Source organism: Erysipelothrix larvae, assembly GCF_001545095.1.
Classification (GTDB): Bacteria; Bacillota_I; Bacilli_A; order Erysipelotrichales; family Erysipelotrichaceae; genus Erysipelothrix; species Erysipelothrix larvae.
In genome coordinates, this window is sequence record NZ_CP013213.1 from 855,477 (window position 1) to 875,104 (window position 19,628).

The following is a 19,628-nucleotide window of genomic DNA, read 5'->3' on the forward strand; positions in this document are numbered from 1 at the left end:
TGTATGGTAGTTGGAGATTTAGCTTTAGAGCTTGAAACAGTTGTGATTGGATCAGGTCCTGGTGGTTATGTTGCGGCAATTCGTGCAGCACAAATGGGACAAAAAGTCGCAATAATTGAAAAAGATGCAATTGGTGGTGTATGTCTTAATGTTGGGTGTATTCCATCAAAAGCACTGATTAATGCAGGACATCGATTCCAAGAAGCGCAACACTCAGAAACATTTGGTGTCAGTGCTGAAGGTGTAAAACTTGATTTTACCCAAACTCAAAAATGGAAAGATGAAAAAGTTGTTAAAACACTGACTAAAGGTGTTGAAATGCTTTTAAAGAAAAACAAAGTTGAAATTATTCGTGGAACAGCATTCTTTAATGATACCAATCAACTGCGTGTTGTAACGGATGAAACAGCGCAATCGTATACCTTTAAACATGCAATTATCGCAACAGGAAGCCGTCCAATTGAAATTAAAGGCTTCAAATTTGGAAAACGCATTTTAGATTCAACCGGTGGCTTAAACCTTAAAGAAGTGCCTAAGAAATTGGTTGTTATTGGTGGCGGATATATTGGGAGTGAACTCGCGGGTGCTTATGCAAACTTAGGTGCAGAAGTGACGATTCTTGAAGGACTTCCATCAATTCTTGCACAATTTGATGCAGACATGACAAAACTTGCTGTTGATAACTTCAAGAAAAAAGGCGTTACGATTGTAACCAATGCTATGGCAAAAAATGCCGTTGAAAATGATAAGGGTGTTTCAGTAACCTATGAAGCTGAAGGGAAAGAACATACCATTGAAGCAGACTATGTTATGGTTACAGTAGGTCGTCGTCCAAATACCGATGATTTAGGACTTGAAGTAGCCCGTATTGAAACTACAGATCGTGGACTCATTAAAGTCGATAAACAAGGGCGTACGAGTCAACATCATATTTTTGCAATCGGAGACATTACACCAGGGCTTGCTTTAGCACACAAAGCTTCCTATGAAGCGAAAATTGCTGCAGAAGCTATTTCTGGTAAACCTGTAGAAATTGACTATGTTGCAATGCCTGCTGTATGTTTTACAGATCCAGAACTTGCAACTGTGGGACTTACTGAAAAAGAAGCAAAAGAACAAGGACTAAATGTTAAAGTATCGAAGTTCCCATTTGGAGCAAACGGTCGTGCATTGTCTCTCAATGCAACTGAAGGATTTGTTCGTCTAGTTTCTGAAGCAGATACAGGCTTGTTATTAGGTGGTCAAGTTGCAGGTGTCGGTGCATCAGATCTAATTGGTGAACTTGCTGTTGCAGTTGAATCACGTTTGAATGTCGAAGACATCGCATTAACAATCCATGCACACCCAACATTGGGTGAAACCATCATGGACGCAACTGAAATTGCACTTGGATTACCAATTCACGTCTAATATTGATTTAAAACATTGACAAAAGGAGCTTTTTGTAAATGGGAATTAACCCTCATTTCCAAGGCTCCTTTTTCTATATATATAGGGAACTCACATCTTGCGTTAAAAAAGTCCCGATTCTTGTAGGAAAAAATCCAATTTTTGACTTCGATGGTCAAAATTGTTGAACCCTCCCGATCTATACATCAGACAAATGAGGGTGATTGATATCATAGTACTTCGATAAATTAATAACAATATGTGGTGAAAGGACAAAAATTGAGCATAAATCAGTATAAATGATTTCAATATCAGCAATAAATCAAGGTTATTGACATAAAAATACTTGAATTTAATAAAATAATTTTTTCACATAAAGAAAGTGTTGTAAGGGGATCATTTTGGTATTGATGCGAAAGACACTGTATAAAAAATATTGATAAAGGCACTAAATAGTGTGTTTTGTGAACTTTCTGTGAAATCATCGATAATGAAACTGTTGATTTATAAGGACAAATTATGAAACAATTTTCAGAATATTTTTGTAAAAAAATTACATTCTTTTGAATTGTCTATGAAAAAGCGTTGACTTTTGATTTCAATAGTATATAATAAATTTCATACAGAACGACAACTGTATTGATTTCTAAGGAGGAGAATTATGAAGAAATTACTAGCCGTATTTCTATCAGCACTTCTTGTCTTAACAGGATGCGGTGGCTCAGGTACTGCACTTGTTGAAGATCAAAGCGCTGAAACATTTACGATCGGTGTTCCTGCGGCAATAAACGGAAGTTTTGTTCCAGGTTTCACAAATAGCTCATATGATCTTTGGATCATGAATGCATTGTATGGATATGGTGTTTACTATAACGACCGCGACACAGGTGAATATAAAGTAAACCCAACAGTAGCAACTGAAGAAGTTACTGAAAATGCTGATGGTAGCAAGACATACACATTCACAATCAAAGATGGTCTTAAATATTCTGATGGTGAAGCTGTAACTGCTAAGGATTATGTATTCCAAGTATTATGGCGTGCTTCAAAAGCATGGAACTCACAAGCAACTCTTGATGCTTCAGTTTGGAAAGAAATCGTTGGTTATGCAGACTATCAAGCTGGTGGAGAATTCACTGGTGTTAAATTAGTTGATGACAAAACATTCTCATTAACAATCGATGGTGAATACCTACCTTACTTCTATGAAAAAGCTTATGTAGCTGCTTCACCTTATCCATCACATGTTTACTTCCCAGGTATGAAGTTAAATGCTGATGGTAACAAGTTTGAAAATACAGATGCAGAAATTGTTGCTGCTGTAGATCAAGTTGCTACAAAAGAACGTTTTGCTCCAACAATCTCATGGGGACCTTACAAATTTGTAAGTAACCAAGACAGTGTTGTAACATTAGACCTAAATGCTGAATACGCTGGAAACTATGAAGGTGCTAAAGCAGAAATCGGTAAATTAGTATTCCGTGAAGTAGATTCATCACAAGCTGTTGATGCACTAAAACGTGGCGAAATTGATATTTCTGCTGGTAACGTTGAGGGAGATTACATCAATGAAGTAAGAGCTGAAGATAGCGGCCTTGCATTCACAAGCTACCCACGTAACGGTTACGGAATGATTTCATTCAAAACACAAAAAACTACAACTGCTGTTAAAGAAGTACGTCAAGCTGTTGGTTACTTACTAAACCGTAACGCATTTGTTGAATCAATCGCTGGTGGATATGGTAAAGTTGTTGACGGTCCTTACGGATTATCATCATGGTTCTACCAAGAACGTTCAGAAGAAATTACAAATGTTATTAATCAATATGCATTAAACGTTTCTAAAGCTACTGAATTACTTGATAGCACTGACTATATTTACAATGAAGATGGATCAACTCCATGGGATTCAGCTAAGAGCACATACCGCTACAATAAAGCTGGTGAGCAATTAGTAATCTACCATGCTGGTTCAGAAAACAACCAAGTTACAGACTTGATTAATAGTACTTTAGTACCAAATGCTAAAGAAGTTGGTATTAACTATGTTATCGACTACCTACCATTTAGTACTCTATTGAACTACTACTATGGATTAGAAGAAAACAAATATGGCGCATTCAACTTGGCTTCAGGATTTACTGCAATTTATGACCGTGAATCAGAATTGTCAATGTATGCAGATGTTGAGTCAATCAACACAAGCCAAATCAACAGCCCAGAACTTGATGCAACAATCAACAAGATGAGATTCTTAGATTCTGCAGAACGTGATGCTTTCGCTGATGCATTTGTTGAGTATGTTGATCTATGGAATGATATCTTACCAGAACTTCCATTGTACTCAAATGAATACCATGACTTCTTCACAAAACGTGTAACTGGTTATGATGGTAAGATCACTTCACTAAGTGACTTCTCAGAAAACTTCGAGTACCTACGTATTCAAAATGTAGATTAATCCTCTTTCTTAGAGGCAATTAAATAAGTGGTGATTAGGAAGTGATTGTTACAGTTACTTCCTATCATTTTGTTATAAAGGAGAATTAAAATGTTTAAATACCTAATAAAAAGATTAATTTCTCTTATTCCTGTTGTTATCATAATTTCGGTTCTTTTATTTACGTTTGTGCAAATGATGCCAGGCGATCCTGTGGCAGTGATGCTTGGAAACAGTATTACAGATCCTGAAGAATATAAAGCTGCATATGAAGCAATGAGAGCAAGAATGGGATTGGATGCAAGTTACTTCGAACAATACATCCGTTGGATTGTGAATTCATTAAAAGGTCAACTTGGATACTCAATCGCAATGAATAAACCTGTTACTGAAGTTGTTGCTCGTCCACTTAAGAACACAATAATCTTAAATGTTACCTCTTTAGTGTTGTCGTTTGTTATCTCTGTTTTTGTTGGGATTCGCTCCGCTGTTAAAAAGGGATCGTTTTTCGATAAATTCTGGCAAGTAACATCTATTGTAGGCGTGTCAATGCCGACACTGTTAATTGCTGTTTTACTAATATATGTTTTCTCATTGAGATTGAACTTAGTTCCAATGAGTGGTATGCCAAGTATGATTGATGATGGTAGCCTTAGATACTATTTGGAACTTCTTCCATTTATGTTTTTACCATTATTGACACTTACGCTTGGGTCTTTTGCGTCTACAATTCGATACATTCGAAATGCTATGCTGGATGTATTAAGCAGTGATTATATACGAACTGCACGAGCAAAAGGTGTATCGGGAAAAGTTGTTATTTACTCACATGCATTTAGAAATGCTTTGATTCCAGTTGTAACGATTGTTGCGGGATCAATACCGGGTATCTTTGGTGGTGCGGCGATTACTGAGCAAATCTTCGCATGGAATGGGATTGGACGTGTTCTTATTGCAGGGGTAAATAATCTTGACTATAACTTGATTCTTGCAATGAATATGTTCTATGCAATTTTATCACTTGTTTCAAATATTATTATGGACGTTGGATATGCACTTGTTGATCCACGTGTCAAAATTGATTAGTTAGGAGCCTTTTAAAATTATGAGTGAAAAGAAAAAGAAAACTTCATTTTTAAAGACAATTACTAGTCTATTTTTACCAGGTGGGAGAAAAGATAACTTCGATGATGTTATCGTAAGCCCAACTCAACAAATTGCACGTAATTTCTTTGAAAACAAACTGGGTGTTATTGGTCTTGTGGGATTTATTTTGTTATTCTCGTTGGTGTTTATTTCAACATCACTTGATACAGGATATAATCCATATAATCATGAAACAACACTTGCAAACTTAGGACCAAGTACGAGCTATTTAAAAATTGATAAGAGCTTAAATGGTTCAAATGTTGACAAGATCGTTTCAGGTGTATCATTCAGTGTTGCACTTGATACGGATGGTAAACTTCATTTCTGGGGGAATAACCCAGCATCAAACGTTAATGTTGAACAAATCGTTGAACTTACAAAAGATAAAACGATTGTAGATATTGCAGCAGGTTCACGACACATTATCGCATTGACTAACACTGGTGATATCATCGGTGCTGGTGAGAATAACTTTAACGAAGCAAGTTTTCCATCAGAAGTTAAGCAATCCTTAATGGGGGATACCATTAAGAAAATCGACGCCGGAGTTTCTGTATCTGTAATCTTAACAGGTAAAGGGCGTGTTATTGTATGGGGTAGTACTTTAGCGAATAATCTTGACACAATTCCAAACAGTGTCCAAGGTGAAATCGCAGATGTTACTGTTGCACCATTTAACTTAGTATTAACAATGAAAGATGGAACAATCACAACATTGGGAGTTCGTAGTAACGAAGTTGCTGCTGTATCTCCTGAGCTCGCAGCGGGTGAGTATAACATTGTTCAAACTGTAGTTTCAGAAAATACAGTAATTGCTCTTGATGATCAGGGTGTAGTTCATTCATGGGGAGCTTATGGTGAAGGCCGTAATGTTATACCTGAGTTTGACGCTAAAATTGTTGAAATCTATTCAACACGTTCAACATTCTTGGCACTTGATGAAAACGGAACACTCTATACATGGGGTGCTGATCGTTTTGGACTTCTAAATATTCCTTCAAATGTATCTGCTAAGAACGTTGAAACTGTATTCGCAAATTTCTTCTCAGTTTACGCTGTAAATGATGATGATAGCATTACTGCTTGGGGACATGGCGGGTTCCGTTTTGGTTCTGATAGCCTTGGTCGTGATATGGGTGAACGTTTACTTCATGGTGGACGAATTTCCTTAACTGTTGGTGCGGTTTCTGTGTTAATTTCTCTTATTATCGGAGTGATTGTAGGTCTTATTTCAGGATTCTACGGTGGATGGCTTGATAATCTATTGATGCGTATTGCAGAAGTTATTAACTCGTTTCCATTCCTCCCACTTGCGATTACCTTATCCGCATTCTTACCGCCATCTATCTCGGAGAACCAACGTCTAACGTTAATTATGGTTATCTTAGGGATTCTATCGTGGCCAGGTATGGCGCGTCTTGTTCGTGGTCAAATTCTTGCAGAACGTGAGAAAGACTTCGTACTTGCTGCACGTGCGCTTGGATTAAAAGAAAACGTGATTATCATTAAACACATTCTTCCAAGTGTATTTAGTATGATAATTGTAAATATGACACTTGGGTATGCTTCAAGCTTACTTACTGAAGCAGGTCTTTCATACTTAGGGTTTGGAGTTAAACCTCCATCACCTTCATGGGGGAATATGCTTAGTGGTGTTATTAGTTCTGTTGTTATCGAACGTTACTGGTGGCAATGGGTTCTTCCAGCAGGATGTGTTCTTCTTGCTGCATTAACTGTAAACTTAATTGGTGACGCACTTCGTGATGCTATTGATCCACGTGCAAATCAAAAGTAATTGGTTTGTATGAAACGATTAGATTGGAGTCGAAAATATGTCTGAAAAAATTCTATTAAAGGTAGACCACTTACAAAAGTTCTTCCCATTGAAAAAGAAGAGTGTCTTTCAAAAAGAAGTTCAATATGTACGTGCAAATAAAGATATCTCAATCAACATTCACGAAGGTGAAACATTAGGTCTTGTTGGTGAATCCGGATGTGGTAAATCTACATTTGGTCGTACATTGATTCAATTGTATGACCAAACTGGTGGAGTATCACTGTACTATGGTGACACGATAGAGTCTATGATGCCAAGTTATGTTGAAGCATGTTATAAATCTATTCCTAAAGTATTCAAAGGTTACAAACATGATCTTGAGAAACTTAAAGAAATCGAAAAGTTGGCAGCTCAAGAAACAGGAACTTCAGCAGTTCATGTCGAAGAATTGCGCCATGCGAAAATTGATTTTGAAAAGAAATACGGGAATATTCTGCGTTTAGCAGGTGGACTACTTGTTCACAGCAACTTAGATGAAGTGAAATCAGTGTTACTTGAAAAGTATCACAAAGGTTCTGCTGTATCAAAATATATTAAAGGGATTGAGTTTGAAACAACACGTTTAGAAGCACGTGGTGAAGATCCTTCGAAATCTACGAAGATTTCTGGATTTAAGAGTAAACTTGATCAAGCTGAAAAAGAACTTGTTAGTGTTGATGAAAAAGTTGAAAAACTCAAAGATTCATTGCGTTCAAATCCTGAATTTGATACCTTCGAGTCAATGCTTGATAACGGAATTGATTTATCTTCATTAACGAAAACAGAAATGCGTGATTTACGTAAGGATTTACAAATCATCTTCCAAGATCCATATTCATCATTAGACCCACGGTTTACTGTAGGGAACATCATTGGTGAAGGTCTTGTTGCACATGGTATCTTCGACAGTAATAAGAGCGAAGGATACCAAGAGTATATTGAAGATATTATGCAAAAGTGTGGATTAGCACCAGAATATATTCACCGTTATCCACACCAATTCTCTGGGGGTCAACGTCAAAGAATTGGGATTGCACGTGCTTTAGCACTTAATCCACGATTTATCGTATGCGATGAAGCGGTTAGTGCACTTGACGTATCCATTCAGTCTCAAGTTATCAACTTGCTTCAAGATTTAAAGGATGAAAATAATTTAACGTACTTGTTTATTACCCATGACTTGGGTGTTGTTCGTTTTATTAGTGATCGTATTGGTGTTATGTACTTTGGTAACTTAGTTGAATTAGCACCTGCTGAAGAAATCTTTGATAATCCTCAACACCCTTATACACGGCAATTGTTGAATGCAATTCCTAAAATGACAAAACCAGGTGAAATTATTGAACCGCTACCGCTCTATACCGAAAACGATGTCTTTGATTTTGGTTTCAAAGAAACAGGCGAAGCGGACAATGATTGGCATGAAGTGTCCCCAGGTCACTTTGTAGCGTGCCGTTTAAAGAATAAAGAAAGTGTCTAGGAGGGTCAAAATATGAGTTTATTAGAAATTAAGAATCTACATACTTATTTTGATACACGTCGTGGACTTGTTAAAGCTGTAAACGGTGTTTCATTTAAAGTAGAAGAGGGTCGTACATTAGGGATTGTTGGTGAGTCTGGTTCTGGAAAGAGCCAAACTGCGATGTCGATTCTACAACTGTTCGAATCAAACCAAAAGATTTATGATGGTGAAATTATATTTGATGGTAAAGTGCTCTCAGATTTCAATGCATCTCAACTTCAAGAAATTCGTGGAAATGATATTTCAATGATTTTCCAAGAACCGATGACAAGCTTAAATCCTGTTTTTACGGTTGAAAAGCAAATCAACGAAGTACTGATGCTTCACCAAAATATGAGTAAAAAAGAAGCTTCAGAACGTTCTTTAGAAATGCTGAAGTCTGTAAAAATTCCTAATGCTGAAGCAGTATTAAAACAATACCCTCACCAATTATCTGGTGGGATGAGTCAACGTGTTATGATCGCGATGGCCCTTGCTTGTAATCCTAAGCTTTTGATTGCGGATGAGCCAACGACTGCGCTTGACGTTATCATCCAAGCTGAAATATTACGTCTTATGAATGATTTGAAGGACAAGTACCGTACCTCAATCCTCTTTATTACCCATGACCTTGGCGTTATCAGTCAAATGGCAGATGATGTTATCGTTATGTACGGTGGGAAGATTGTTGAGGCAGGACCAATCCTTAAAATATTCGAAGAAGCAAAACACCCATATACAAAACGCTTGATGGCTGCTTTCTTAAAGACAGACATTAGCCGTCGTAAGGGTGAAAAAGAAACAGAAGCAGACTTATACTCTGCTGAAAACGAAGTATATGATTTCCATAACTTCCGTGAAAATGCAGTTGCAGATACAGATTGGTATGAAGTATCAGACGATCACTTCGTTGCATGTAATTTACTAGGAAAATAACATGGCTTTGTTCAAAAAAAGAAAAGACATGTATGATGAAGAAGAAATCGAAAAGAAGCTAAACGATATGGAGTTTGAAAAGGGCGATATGTTTGCAATGTTTATTGCTGCAATGATTACCTTTTTACCCGCTGTATTATTACTTCTTGGTCTATTCAGCCTCATCTTATGGATTATCTTTACATAAAGTAAACATTTTAATTCTCAAAACAGACGCTCCGGTGTCTGTTTTCCTTTTTGATAAAGCCTTTCACTTTAATGAACTTAAATTGTGTGGTATGATATTTTTGTGAACAGGGGTGCTGTAAAAGGCTGAGATAATACCCTTAATCACCTGATCTAAGACTAGACTATTATTAATAGTCAGAGCTAGCGTAGGGAGTTCAAACTTTTTAAGTTCCTGCGCCTCATATTATGGAGGTGTTTTTTTATGAAAACAAAAGATCTGGTAAATATGTCTCTATTTGTTGCATTATATGTCGCACTAGAGTATCTTGATTCAGCATTTAGTATCTTTAAGATGCCACAAGGCGGAAGCTTATCGTTTAGTATTCTTGCTATTATCTTTGCAAGTTACTTCTTTGGGATAAAAAAAGCAGTCGCCGTTACTGCTTTAGCATTTATTGTCCGATTTATGTTGGTTCCAATGTCCGTTGTACATCCAATGCAATTTTTACTGGACTATGTACTTGCGCCAGGTTGCTATGCCATTGTATCGGTGTTACCCGAGATAAAGGTGAAAAAGTTGCCTACAATTCCGTTATCCGTACTCATTGCAGGCTTTATGCAGTTTATGTTTCATAATATCTCAGGATGGGTTTATTATGCACAATATTATGAAGGAAATCTATTTTGGGGAGTCCTTGCTTACAATGCAACCTATGTGATTCCGACTGTAGTTGTTGGGTTTGTCGTTGTCATGTTAATGAAAGATCGAATGATGACAATCTTTCACGCCTTGAATCGATAAAAAATAATCGAAAAGATGTTGATGTAAATGAATCGACATCTTTTGATTTTTTTTATAGGATATCCCCTGGTTTTTCATCACTATTCTAAGAATTACCAAAAGGAATAAAGCCTGTTTATAGGCCTTTAAGCAAATCTATAAAAATTAAGTAAAAAAGATGAAGAATAGTGTTGACTTGTGGTAGGTGTAATGGTATTATTATCAAGCCGGTTCGGTAAGAACGGCAACGAATTGGTCTTTGAAAACTGAACAAGAAACGTCAATTTCGAAATTAGAAATTAAAACAAAAACAAACTGTCAGAGTTTGTGTTTATAAAAGATAAACAAAAAAAGAGAAAGAATCAAATGGAGAGTTTGATCCTGGCTCAGGATGAACGCTGGCGGCGTGCCTAATACATGCAAGTCGAACGAACGGACCTAGAAAACTTGTTTTTTAGAGAAGTTAGTGGCGAACGGGTGAGTAATACATAAACAACCTGCCCCAATGCCTGGGATAACAGTTGGAAACGACTGCTAATACCGGATAGGTTTAGATATGGCATCATATTTAAAGTAAAGATGGGATACATCACAATGGGATGGATTTATGGCGCATTAGTTAGTTGGTGAGGTAACGGCTCACCAAGACGATGATGCGTAGCCGGCCTGAGAGGGTGACCGGCCACACTGGGACTGAGACACGGCCCAGACTCCTACGGGAGGCAGCAGTAGGGAATTTTCGGCAATGGGGGAAACCCTGACCGAGCGACGCCGCGTGAGTGAAGAAGGCCTTCGGGTTGTAAAGCTCTGTTGTAAGGGAAGAAATGTACGGATAGGGAATGATCTGTGCTTGACGGTACCTTACCAGAAAGCCACGGCTAACTACGTGCCAGCAGCCGCGGTAATACGTAGGTGGCGAGCGTTATCCGGAATTATTGGGCGTAAAGGGAGCGTAGGCGGTTTATTAAGTTTAAGGTGAAAGTTCGGGGCTCAACCCCGTGACGCCTTAGAAACTGGTAGACTTGAGTACAGGAGAGGTGAGTGGAATTCCATGTGTAGCGGTAAAATGCGTAGATATATGGAGGAACACCAGTGGCGAAGGCGGCTCACTGGCCTGATACTGACGCTGAGGCTCGAAAGCGTGGGGAGCAAATAGGATTAGATACCCTAGTAGTCCACGCCGTAAACGATGGATACTAAGTGTTGGGAAGAATCTCAGTGCTGCAGTTAACGCAATAAGTATCCCGCCTGGGGAGTATGCGCGCAAGCGTAAAACTCAAAGGAATTGACGGGGGCCCGCACAAGCGGTGGAGTATGTGGTTTAATTCGACGCAACGCGAAGAACCTTACCAGGTCTTGACATACCGCGCAAAAGCACAGAGATGTGTAATAGTTATGGCGGATACAGGTGGTGCATGGTTGTCGTCAGCTCGTGTCGTGAGATGTTGGGTTAAGTCCCGCAACGAGCGCAACCCTTGTCTCTAGTTACCAGCATGTAAAGATGGGGACTCTAGAGAGACTGCCGGTGATAAACCGGAGGAAGGTGGGGATGACGTCAAATCATCATGCCCCTTATGATCTGGGCTACACACGTACTACAATGGCGTATACAAAGGGAAGCGAAGCAGTGATGTGGAGCGAATCTCATAAAGTACGTCTCAGTTCGGATTGGAGTCTGCAACTCGACTCCATGAAGTCGGAATCGCTAGTAATCGCGGATCAGCATGCCGCGGTGAATACGTTCTCGGGCCTTGTACACACCGCCCGTCAAACCATGGGAGTTGGTAATACCCGAAGCCAGTGGCCTAACCCGCAAGGGAGGGAGCTGTCGAAGGTAGGATCGATGACTGGGGTTAAGTCGTAACAAGGTATCCCTACCGGAAGGTGGGGATGGATCACCTCCTTTCTAAGGAGTATTAGAAAGACGTCGAAATTGGTACACACGTTTCTTGTTTAGTTTTGAGAGATCGAAGCGATCATCTCAGGATCTTTGAAAACTGAATAATAGAAGAGATTCAGATAGGTAAAAAAATGGATCTTTTTGGATAGTTGAAAAACTAAGAACACAAAGTCAAAGTTAAAAAGCAATTTAACAGTAACTTAAGCAAACAAACAAAGCGAACACATAAAAAAAACAAAGCGCAATCCAGTCTTATGCAGGCTGAGGTTGTAATGACGTGATTAAATATGGAAGGGCGTACGGTGGATGCCTAGGCACTAAGAGCTGATGAAGGACGCGACTAACAGCGAAATGCTTCGGGGAGTGGTACGTACACAATGATCCGGAGGTATCCGAATGGGGGAACCCAATACTGGTAGAGCAGTATTACAGTCAAATGAACACATAGTTTGATATGAGGCAACCTTGCGAATTGAAACATCTTAGTAGCAAGAGGAAAAGAAAATAAAGAATGATTCCCTGAGTAGTGGCGAGCGAAACGGGAAGAGCCCAAACCGACTTTAGGGTCGGGGTTGTAGGACCACGATATGGGATTGATTTGAGATAGAAGAATGGCATTGAAAGGCCAGCCGAAGAAGGTGCAAGCCCTGTATTTGAAATTGAGAATCACTCTAGTGGGATCCTGAGTACGGCGAGGCACGTGAAACCTTGTCGGAATCTGCCGGGACCACCCGGTAAGGCTAAATACTCCTTAGTGACCGATAGTGAACCAGTACCGTGAGGGAAAGGTGAAAAGAACCGCTGGCGCGGAGTGAAATAGAACCTGAAACCGTATGCTTACAAGAAGTCAGAGCCCGTTAAAGGGTGATGGCGTGCCTATTGCATAATGAACCGGCGAGTTACGATAGTGTGCGAGGTTAAGCTGAAGAGGCGGAGCCGAAGCGAAAGCGAGTCTGAATAGGGCGAAATAGTACAATGTCGTAGACCCGAAACGAAGTGATCTAGCCATGACCAGGTTGAAGTTTGGGTGAAACCAAATGGAGGACCGAACCGACCATCGTTGAAAAGCTGGCGGATGAGTTGTGGCTAGGGGTGAAAAGCCAATCGAACTTCGAGATAGCTGGTTCTCCCCGAAATAGCTTTAGGGCTAGCGTCAAGTGAATGCCATTGGAGGTAGAGCACTGAAAGTGTGATGGCCCCATCTAGGGGTACTGATCATTATCAAACTCCGAATGCCAATGGTTAATGCTTGGCAGTCAGTCTGTGGGTGATAATGTCCATAGACGAGAGGGAAACAGCCCAGATCGCCAGCTAAGGTCCCAAAATACATGCTAAGTGGAAAAGGATGTGGGGATGCACAGACAACTAGGAGGTTGGCTTAGAAGCAGCCACCCTTGAAAGAGTGCGTAACAGCTCACTAGTCGAGTGACCCTGCGCCGAAAATGTACCGGGGCTAAGCATGTTACCGAAGCTGCGAATTTATAGTAATATGAATGGTAGGGGAGCGTTCTATACAGCGTTGAAGGTGTACCGTAAGGAGCGCTGGAGCGTATAGAAGTGAGAATGCCGGTGTGAGTAGCGAAATGTCAGTGAGAATCTGACACACCGATTGCCTAAGGTTTCCAGGGGAAGGCTCGTCCTCCCTGGGTAAGTCGGGACCTAAGATGAGGCTGAAAAGCGTAGTCGATGGACAACGGGTTGATATTCCCGTACCCACAATACAAGTGAAGGAATGACAGAGAAGGCTAGATACAGCGCACGACTGGAAGAGTGCGTCCAAGCGAAGGAGCAGATGTGTAGGCAAATCCGCACATCAATGCAAAGGCGTGATGGGGAGTGAACCCGTGAGGAAGTAGCGAAGGTGTTGATGCCAGCTTTCAAGAAAAGTTTCTAGCGATAATTGTATGGTGGCCCGTACCAAAACCGACACAGGTGGGCAAGGAGAGAATCCTGAGGTGAGCGAGAGAACTGTTGCCAAGGAACTCGGCAAAATGACCCCGTAACTTAGGGAGAAGGGGTGCTCTATGAAGAGTAGAGCCGCAGTGAAGAGGCCCAAGCGACTGTTTAACTAAAACATAGCTCTCTGCAAAGCCGCAAGGCGAAGTATAGGGGGTGACGCCTGCCCGGTGCTGGAAGGTTAAGGGGATGTGTTAGGAGAAATCCGAAGCATTGAACTGAAGCCCCAGTGAACGGCGGCCGTAACTATAACGGTCCTAAGGTAGCGAAATTCCTTGTCGGGTAAGTTCCGACCCGCACGAAAGGCGTAACGATTTGGGCGCTGTCTCGGCAGCAGACTCGGTGAAATCTTAGTACCGGTGATAATGCCGGTTACCCGCAACTAGAAGGAAAGACCCCATGGAGCTTTACTGTAGCTTGATATTGAACTTTGAGCCTACATGTACAGGATAGGTGGGAGACTGTGAAGCGTGTACGCTAGTATACGTGGAGTCACAACTGGGATACCACTCTTGTATGTTTGAAGTTCTAACCGCGGTCCGTAATCCGGATCCGGGAACGTGTCAGGTAGGCAGTTTGACTGGGGCGGTCGCCTCCTAAAGAGTAACGGAGGCGCCCAAAGGTACACTCAGATTGGTCAGAAATCAATCGACGAGCGCAAAGGCAGAAGTGTGCTTGACTGCGAGACTTACAAGTCGAGCAGGGACGAAAGTCGGGCTTAGTGATCCGGCGGTTCCGCGTGGAAGGGCCGTCGCTTAACGGATAAAAGCTACCCTGGGGATAACAGGCTAATCTCGCCCAAGAGTTCATATCGACGGCGAGGTTTGGCACCTCGATGTCGGCTCATCGCATCCTGGAACTGAAGCCGGTTCCAAGGGTTGGGCTGTCCGCCCATTAAAGCGGTACGCGAGCTGGGTTCAGAACGTCGTGAGACAGTTCGGTCCCTATCTGTTGTGGGCGTAGGAAATTTGAGGAGCGCTGTCCCTAGTACGAGAGGACCGGGATGGACATACCGCTGGTGTACCAGTTGTTCTGCCAAGAGCACCGCTGGGTAGCTAAGTATGGAATGGATAAGCGCTGAAAGCATCTAAGCATGAAACCAACTCCAAGATGAGATTTCCCATTCGTAAGAAGTAAGATCCCTGAAAGACTATCAGGTTGATAGGTCAGAGGTGGAAGTGTAGCGATACATGGAGCTGACTGATACTAATAGATCGAGGTTTTAATCACAAACGTCTTATAAACAACAACACATCCGAAAGGATACAACGTCAACTTATCAATCGACTTTCTATTATTTAGTTTTGAGAGATTCTCTCAATTTGATCTGGTGATTCTAGCGAAGTGGTCACACCTGTTCCCATCCCGAACACAGTAGTTAAGCACTTTAGCGGCGACAATAGCTATGCCTGCCATAGTTAAGATAGCTCATTGCCAGTTAATCAAGGACCTTCACTTTGAGGGTTCTTTTTTTTATAGTACTTTAAAAAGGTGTGTTGATATGAATAAAATTTTCATCTAGACATAACAAATTAAATTGTAAAATTGACATATTTTTCATCGAACTTCCATATAGTGTGATATAATTAGTTAACCGATTAACTATTATGAAGGAGTGATCATATGTTTGACTTATTAACAGAAACTTTTCGTGCGATGGCACATAAGCAACGAAATGCTTTACGTACCGAATTAGCAAAGCACGGTCTCTATTTGGGACAACATCGGATTCTTTTCTTACTCAAAGATCAACCAGGACTGTCTCAAGTTGAAATCTGTGATAACTTGAATGTAACTAAAGAATCGTTATCCTTAAGTCTTAAACGGCTTCACAATGCTGATCTTGTGTATTGTGAGAAAGATGATCATGATAAAAGAAAGACACTGTGGTCTTTAACCAATCTTGGATTAGAAAAGGCTCAGGTGTGTAAGAAGGGGTTTAAGTCAGTGAACGAATCGATGTTTGGGGAACTATCACATGAAGAAATGATTCAGCTCGAATCATACTTCAATAAAATGATACGGGGGTTAGAAAGAAGAGAGATTGATGAAGAAGTTATTTAGTATTTTTAAACCCAGTATTCCACTTGCCCTTGTTGGCGTTGTAATGGTTGGAAGTGTGGCATTGATTGAACTCTATCAAATTCAATTAATGGCACAAATTATTGATGTAGGAATTGCAAATCAAGATATGAGTGTTATTGTACGGGTCGGCTCATTAATGGTAGGTCTGGCCTTAATTGGCGCGGTGATTGCGGTGTTGGGACTTATCATTCCTGCACATGTGTCAACGCTTTTTGGGTTTAATCTCAGATTATATTTATTTGATAAGATTCAAAACTTCTCAGTTAAAAATGTTAACAAATTTTCAAGTGCGTCCTTAGTTACGCGATTAACTAATGATATTGATGTTGTTTCGAGAACCCTTATGACCATTTTAAGACTTCTTGTAAGAGCACCAATCCTTATGGTCAGTGCTGTGTATATGACCTATATCACGAATAAAGAGTTATCCTATGTAATGCTTGTTGCAATTGTAATATTATCGACTATTTTAGTAACAGTGATTCAACTTGGTTTCTCGCGTTTTGTCTTCTTGCAAGAAAAAGTAGACCAGTTGAATCGAAAAATACAAGAATCATTGGTAAATATTCGTGTGATTAAATCCTTCGTACGTGAAGATTTTGAAGACGAAGGGTTTGAAAAAGAAAACGAAGCTTTTTATAATGCAGCAATGCGTGCGAATTTATTGATGTTAATCAGTAACCCTGCACTTATGGCAGCAATTAACTTCGCAACAATTATCATTGTTTATATGAGTTCTTTCTTAATTATTGATAGCCAAATCTTACAAATCGGTGACTTACTGGTCTTTGTCAATTATTTAAGATTTACCATGTTTTCTATGATGATGTTGAGTTTCGTATTTACGATGGTTACCCGTTCTAAAGCATCACTTATTCGGATTAAAGAAGTAATTGTGGAACCCATTGATATCACAAATCCCATCGAACCAACACGTGTATCCAAGGAAAGTGGCACCATTGAATTCAAAAATGTAAGTTTCAATTACTTTGGTCATGAAGCAGATGATGTTCTCAGCGATATCAACCTTCACATTCAAAAAGGTGAACACATTGGAATTATTGGAAGTACAGGAGCAGGAAAGTCAACCTTAGTCAATTTATTAGTGCGGTTGGTTGATGTATCTCAGGGAGAAATATTGTTGAATGGAACAGATATTCGACATATGGATGTTTTTGAGCTTAGATCTCATTTTGGATTTGTACCTCAAAAGAATGTCCTGTTTTCGGGAACTATTGCGGATAATTTGAAATTTGGATCACAATTAGTTGATGAAGATGCAATGATTAAAGCAACACAAACTGCATCAATCTATGACTTTATTAACAATTCAAAAGATCAATTCGAGTCGACAGTTGTACAAGGCGGTACAAACTTTTCAGGTGGGCAACGCCAACGGTTATGTATTGCCCGAGCTTTAGCAATCAATCCAAATATATTGGTGCTTGATGATAGTACCTCTGCTTTAGATGCTGCAACTGAAAGTGCTGTTATGAAAGCAATTGACGATAACTACCCGACCCTCACCTTAATTAATATTGCGCAAAAAATAAGCTCAGTACGTATGATGGACCGCATTGTTGTATTAAATGAAGGGCAAATAGTAGGCCTTGGAACACATGATGATTTATTGGAACACTGTACCGTATACCAAGAAATCTATGAGTCACAAATGAGAAAGGAAGCATCATATGAGTGAGAAGACACTAAAAGTAGGGGGAAAACCCAAACAAAAAGGTGGAACACTAAGACGCCTCTTAGGATATCTTGGAAGAAATAAATTTCTATTATTTACCGTATTTATCCTATCTGCGATTTCTACACTTGGTGCTGTCTATGGTTCATATGCAATTTCGCCCTTAATTACAATTATTGAAAATGGTCTGAATGGAACCATCTCACGTGTGGATGTAACCACACAATTAATTCGACAGCTGTCTATCCTATTTATCATTTATGCTTTTGAAATTGTAGCGAGTTATCTATCATCTAGATTCATGGTTAAGATATCACAACAAGCAGTAAAAGATATTCGAAAAGATATGTTCTCGCGCATTCTTCGCATTGATATTCGTTATCATGATATAAATACACATGGTGAGCTTATGAGTCGATTTATTAATGATATTGATTTAGTGACCGAAGGGTTAAACTCAGCAGCAGCGTCACTTGTGTCCAATGCATTATCCCTTGTGGGAACACTCATTGCAATGTTTATTTTAAGCCCAATTCTAACCATTGCCACTGTGATTATCTTGCCTTTACTTTCCTTAATGTCGCGTACGGTTGTGAAATTTAGCCGTAAGTATGCAAAACTGCAACAACAATCTCTTGGGAAATTGAATGGATTTGTGGAAGAAGCCATGGAAGGTCAAATTGTAACCCAGCTGTTTAACCACCAAGAACAATCCAATCAAGAGATGCGTCGCTTGAGTGAAATATATCGTAAAAATAATAAGTATGCACAAATTACATCCTTGATGATGATTCCTTTAATGCAAAATCTAAATACGATTAATTATGCAATCATCGGGGTATTGGGTGGTTACCTTACAATCAATCATGGTTTGTCAGTCGGTAACTTAGGGGCATATGTTAACATGACCCGTCGTTTGGGATTCCCAATTAATGAAATCGCAAACCAATATACAATCCTACAATCATCAGTTGCAGCAGCAGAACGTATCTTTGAACTGATTGATTGGCCACTTGAACCTGTTGACTCAAAAGACATTATGCTCGACCAAGTTGAAGGGGATGTTGTGTTCAGTGATGTTCGATTTGGATACAAGAAAGGCGTTGACGTTCTTAAAGGAGTTTCATTTTGGGCGAAAAAAGGACAAAAAATTGCCTTTGTCGGATCTACAGGTTCGGGTAAAACAACCATGATTAACCTGATTACACGATTTTATGATATTGACAGTGGGAGTGCTACATTAGATGGCATCGAGTTGAAGGATATAAACCGATACAGTCTTCGTAATCAGATTGCGATGGTGCTTCAAGACACCCATCTTTTCACAGGAACGATTATGGACAATATTCGATATGGTAATTTAGATGCAAGTGATGAAGCGTGTATTGAAGCTGCTAAGCTAGCAAATGCCCATCACTTCATTAAACGACTTGAATACGGATATCAAACTGTAATCAGTGGATCAGGGGATGAACTTTCCCAAGGCCAACGACAACTTTTAAATATTGCTCGGGCTGCGGTTGCTAATCCAAAAATCTTAATACTTGATGAAGCAACTTCAAGTATCGATACACGAACCGAACGCCTTATTGAGAAAGGAATGGACCGTTTGATGGCTGGAAGAACAACATTCATTATTGCCCACAGACTTTCAACAGTTAGGAATTCAGACGCAATTCTCGTATTGGAACAAGGGGAAATCCTTGAGCGTGGTGATCATGATTCTCTGCTTAAATTGGGTGGTCGCTATGCATCCCTCTATACAGGGCAAAGTGAGCTCGAATAAATGTTATGAATAATTTAGTACCTTT

The 19,628-nt window shown here is 39.9% G+C and carries 11 protein-coding genes and 3 rRNA genes; all 14 read left to right on the top strand.

The window, feature by feature from the left end; all coding sequences use genetic code 11:
• Positions 1-3 precede the first annotated feature (3 nt).
• The gene (gene lpdA, locus AOC36_RS03905) at positions 4-1,410 is read left to right on the top strand and encodes a dihydrolipoyl dehydrogenase (protein ID WP_067631631.1); all 1,407 of its coding nucleotides are present in this window, start codon (positions 4-6) and stop codon (positions 1,408-1,410) included.
• 640 nt (positions 1,411-2,050) lie between these two features.
• On the top strand, positions 2,051-3,850 hold the full coding sequence (locus AOC36_RS03910) for an ABC transporter substrate-binding protein (RefSeq protein ID WP_067631633.1): 1,800 nt from the start codon (positions 2,051-2,053) through the stop codon (positions 3,848-3,850).
• A gap of 90 nt (positions 3,851-3,940) precedes the next feature.
• On the top strand, positions 3,941-4,915 hold the full coding sequence (locus tag AOC36_RS03915) for an ABC transporter permease (RefSeq protein ID WP_067631635.1): 975 nt from the start codon (positions 3,941-3,943) through the stop codon (positions 4,913-4,915).
• Between the two features lie 19 nt (positions 4,916-4,934).
• Positions 4,935-6,773: an ABC transporter permease subunit gene (locus AOC36_RS03920; protein ID WP_067631637.1), complete on the top strand. Its 1,839-nt coding sequence runs from the start codon at positions 4,935-4,937 to the stop codon at positions 6,771-6,773.
• Positions 6,774-6,810: 37 nt separating this feature from the next.
• Complete coding sequence (locus AOC36_RS03925; protein ID WP_067631639.1) at positions 6,811-8,274, top strand: ATP-binding cassette domain-containing protein; 1,464 nt, start codon at positions 6,811-6,813, stop codon at positions 8,272-8,274.
• 12 nt (positions 8,275-8,286) lie between these two features.
• Positions 8,287-9,231 carry an ABC transporter ATP-binding protein gene (locus AOC36_RS03930; RefSeq protein ID WP_067631641.1) on the top strand — a complete coding sequence of 315 codons (945 nt, stop codon included), beginning with the start codon at positions 8,287-8,289 and terminating at the stop codon, positions 9,229-9,231.
• A gap of 1 nt (position 9,232) precedes the next feature.
• Positions 9,233-9,418, top strand: coding sequence for a hypothetical protein (locus AOC36_RS03935; RefSeq protein WP_067631643.1), 186 nt, complete (start codon positions 9,233-9,235; stop codon positions 9,416-9,418).
• Between the two features lie 243 nt (positions 9,419-9,661).
• Positions 9,662-10,201: an energy-coupled thiamine transporter ThiT gene (locus AOC36_RS03940; RefSeq protein WP_067631645.1), complete on the top strand. Its 540-nt coding sequence runs from the start codon at positions 9,662-9,664 to the stop codon at positions 10,199-10,201.
• Between the two features lie 342 nt (positions 10,202-10,543).
• Positions 10,544-12,086, top strand: a 16S ribosomal RNA gene (locus tag AOC36_RS03945).
• Positions 12,087-12,359: 273 nt separating this feature from the next.
• Positions 12,360-15,266 (top strand): 23S ribosomal RNA (locus AOC36_RS03950).
• A 96-nt stretch (positions 15,267-15,362) separates the two neighbouring features.
• Positions 15,363-15,476, top strand: a 5S ribosomal RNA gene (gene rrf, locus AOC36_RS03955).
• Together the 16S, 23S and 5S rRNA genes form the textbook arrangement of a ribosomal RNA operon.
• Before the next feature lie 183 nt (positions 15,477-15,659).
• Positions 15,660-16,100, top strand: coding sequence for a MarR family winged helix-turn-helix transcriptional regulator (locus tag AOC36_RS03960; RefSeq protein WP_067631647.1), 441 nt, complete (start codon positions 15,660-15,662; stop codon positions 16,098-16,100).
• Positions 16,084-17,820, top strand: a complete 1,737-nt coding sequence (locus AOC36_RS03965) for an ABC transporter ATP-binding protein (RefSeq protein WP_067631649.1) — start codon at positions 16,084-16,086, stop codon at positions 17,818-17,820. Before AOC36_RS03960 ends, AOC36_RS03965 begins: the two co-directional genes overlap by 17 nt.
• Positions 17,813-19,603 carry an ABC transporter ATP-binding protein gene (locus tag AOC36_RS03970; RefSeq protein WP_067631651.1) on the top strand — a complete coding sequence of 597 codons (1,791 nt, stop codon included), beginning with the start codon at positions 17,813-17,815 and terminating at the stop codon, positions 19,601-19,603. The genes AOC36_RS03965 and AOC36_RS03970 overlap by 8 nt, the downstream gene beginning before the upstream one ends.
• Positions 19,604-19,628 lie beyond the last annotated feature (25 nt).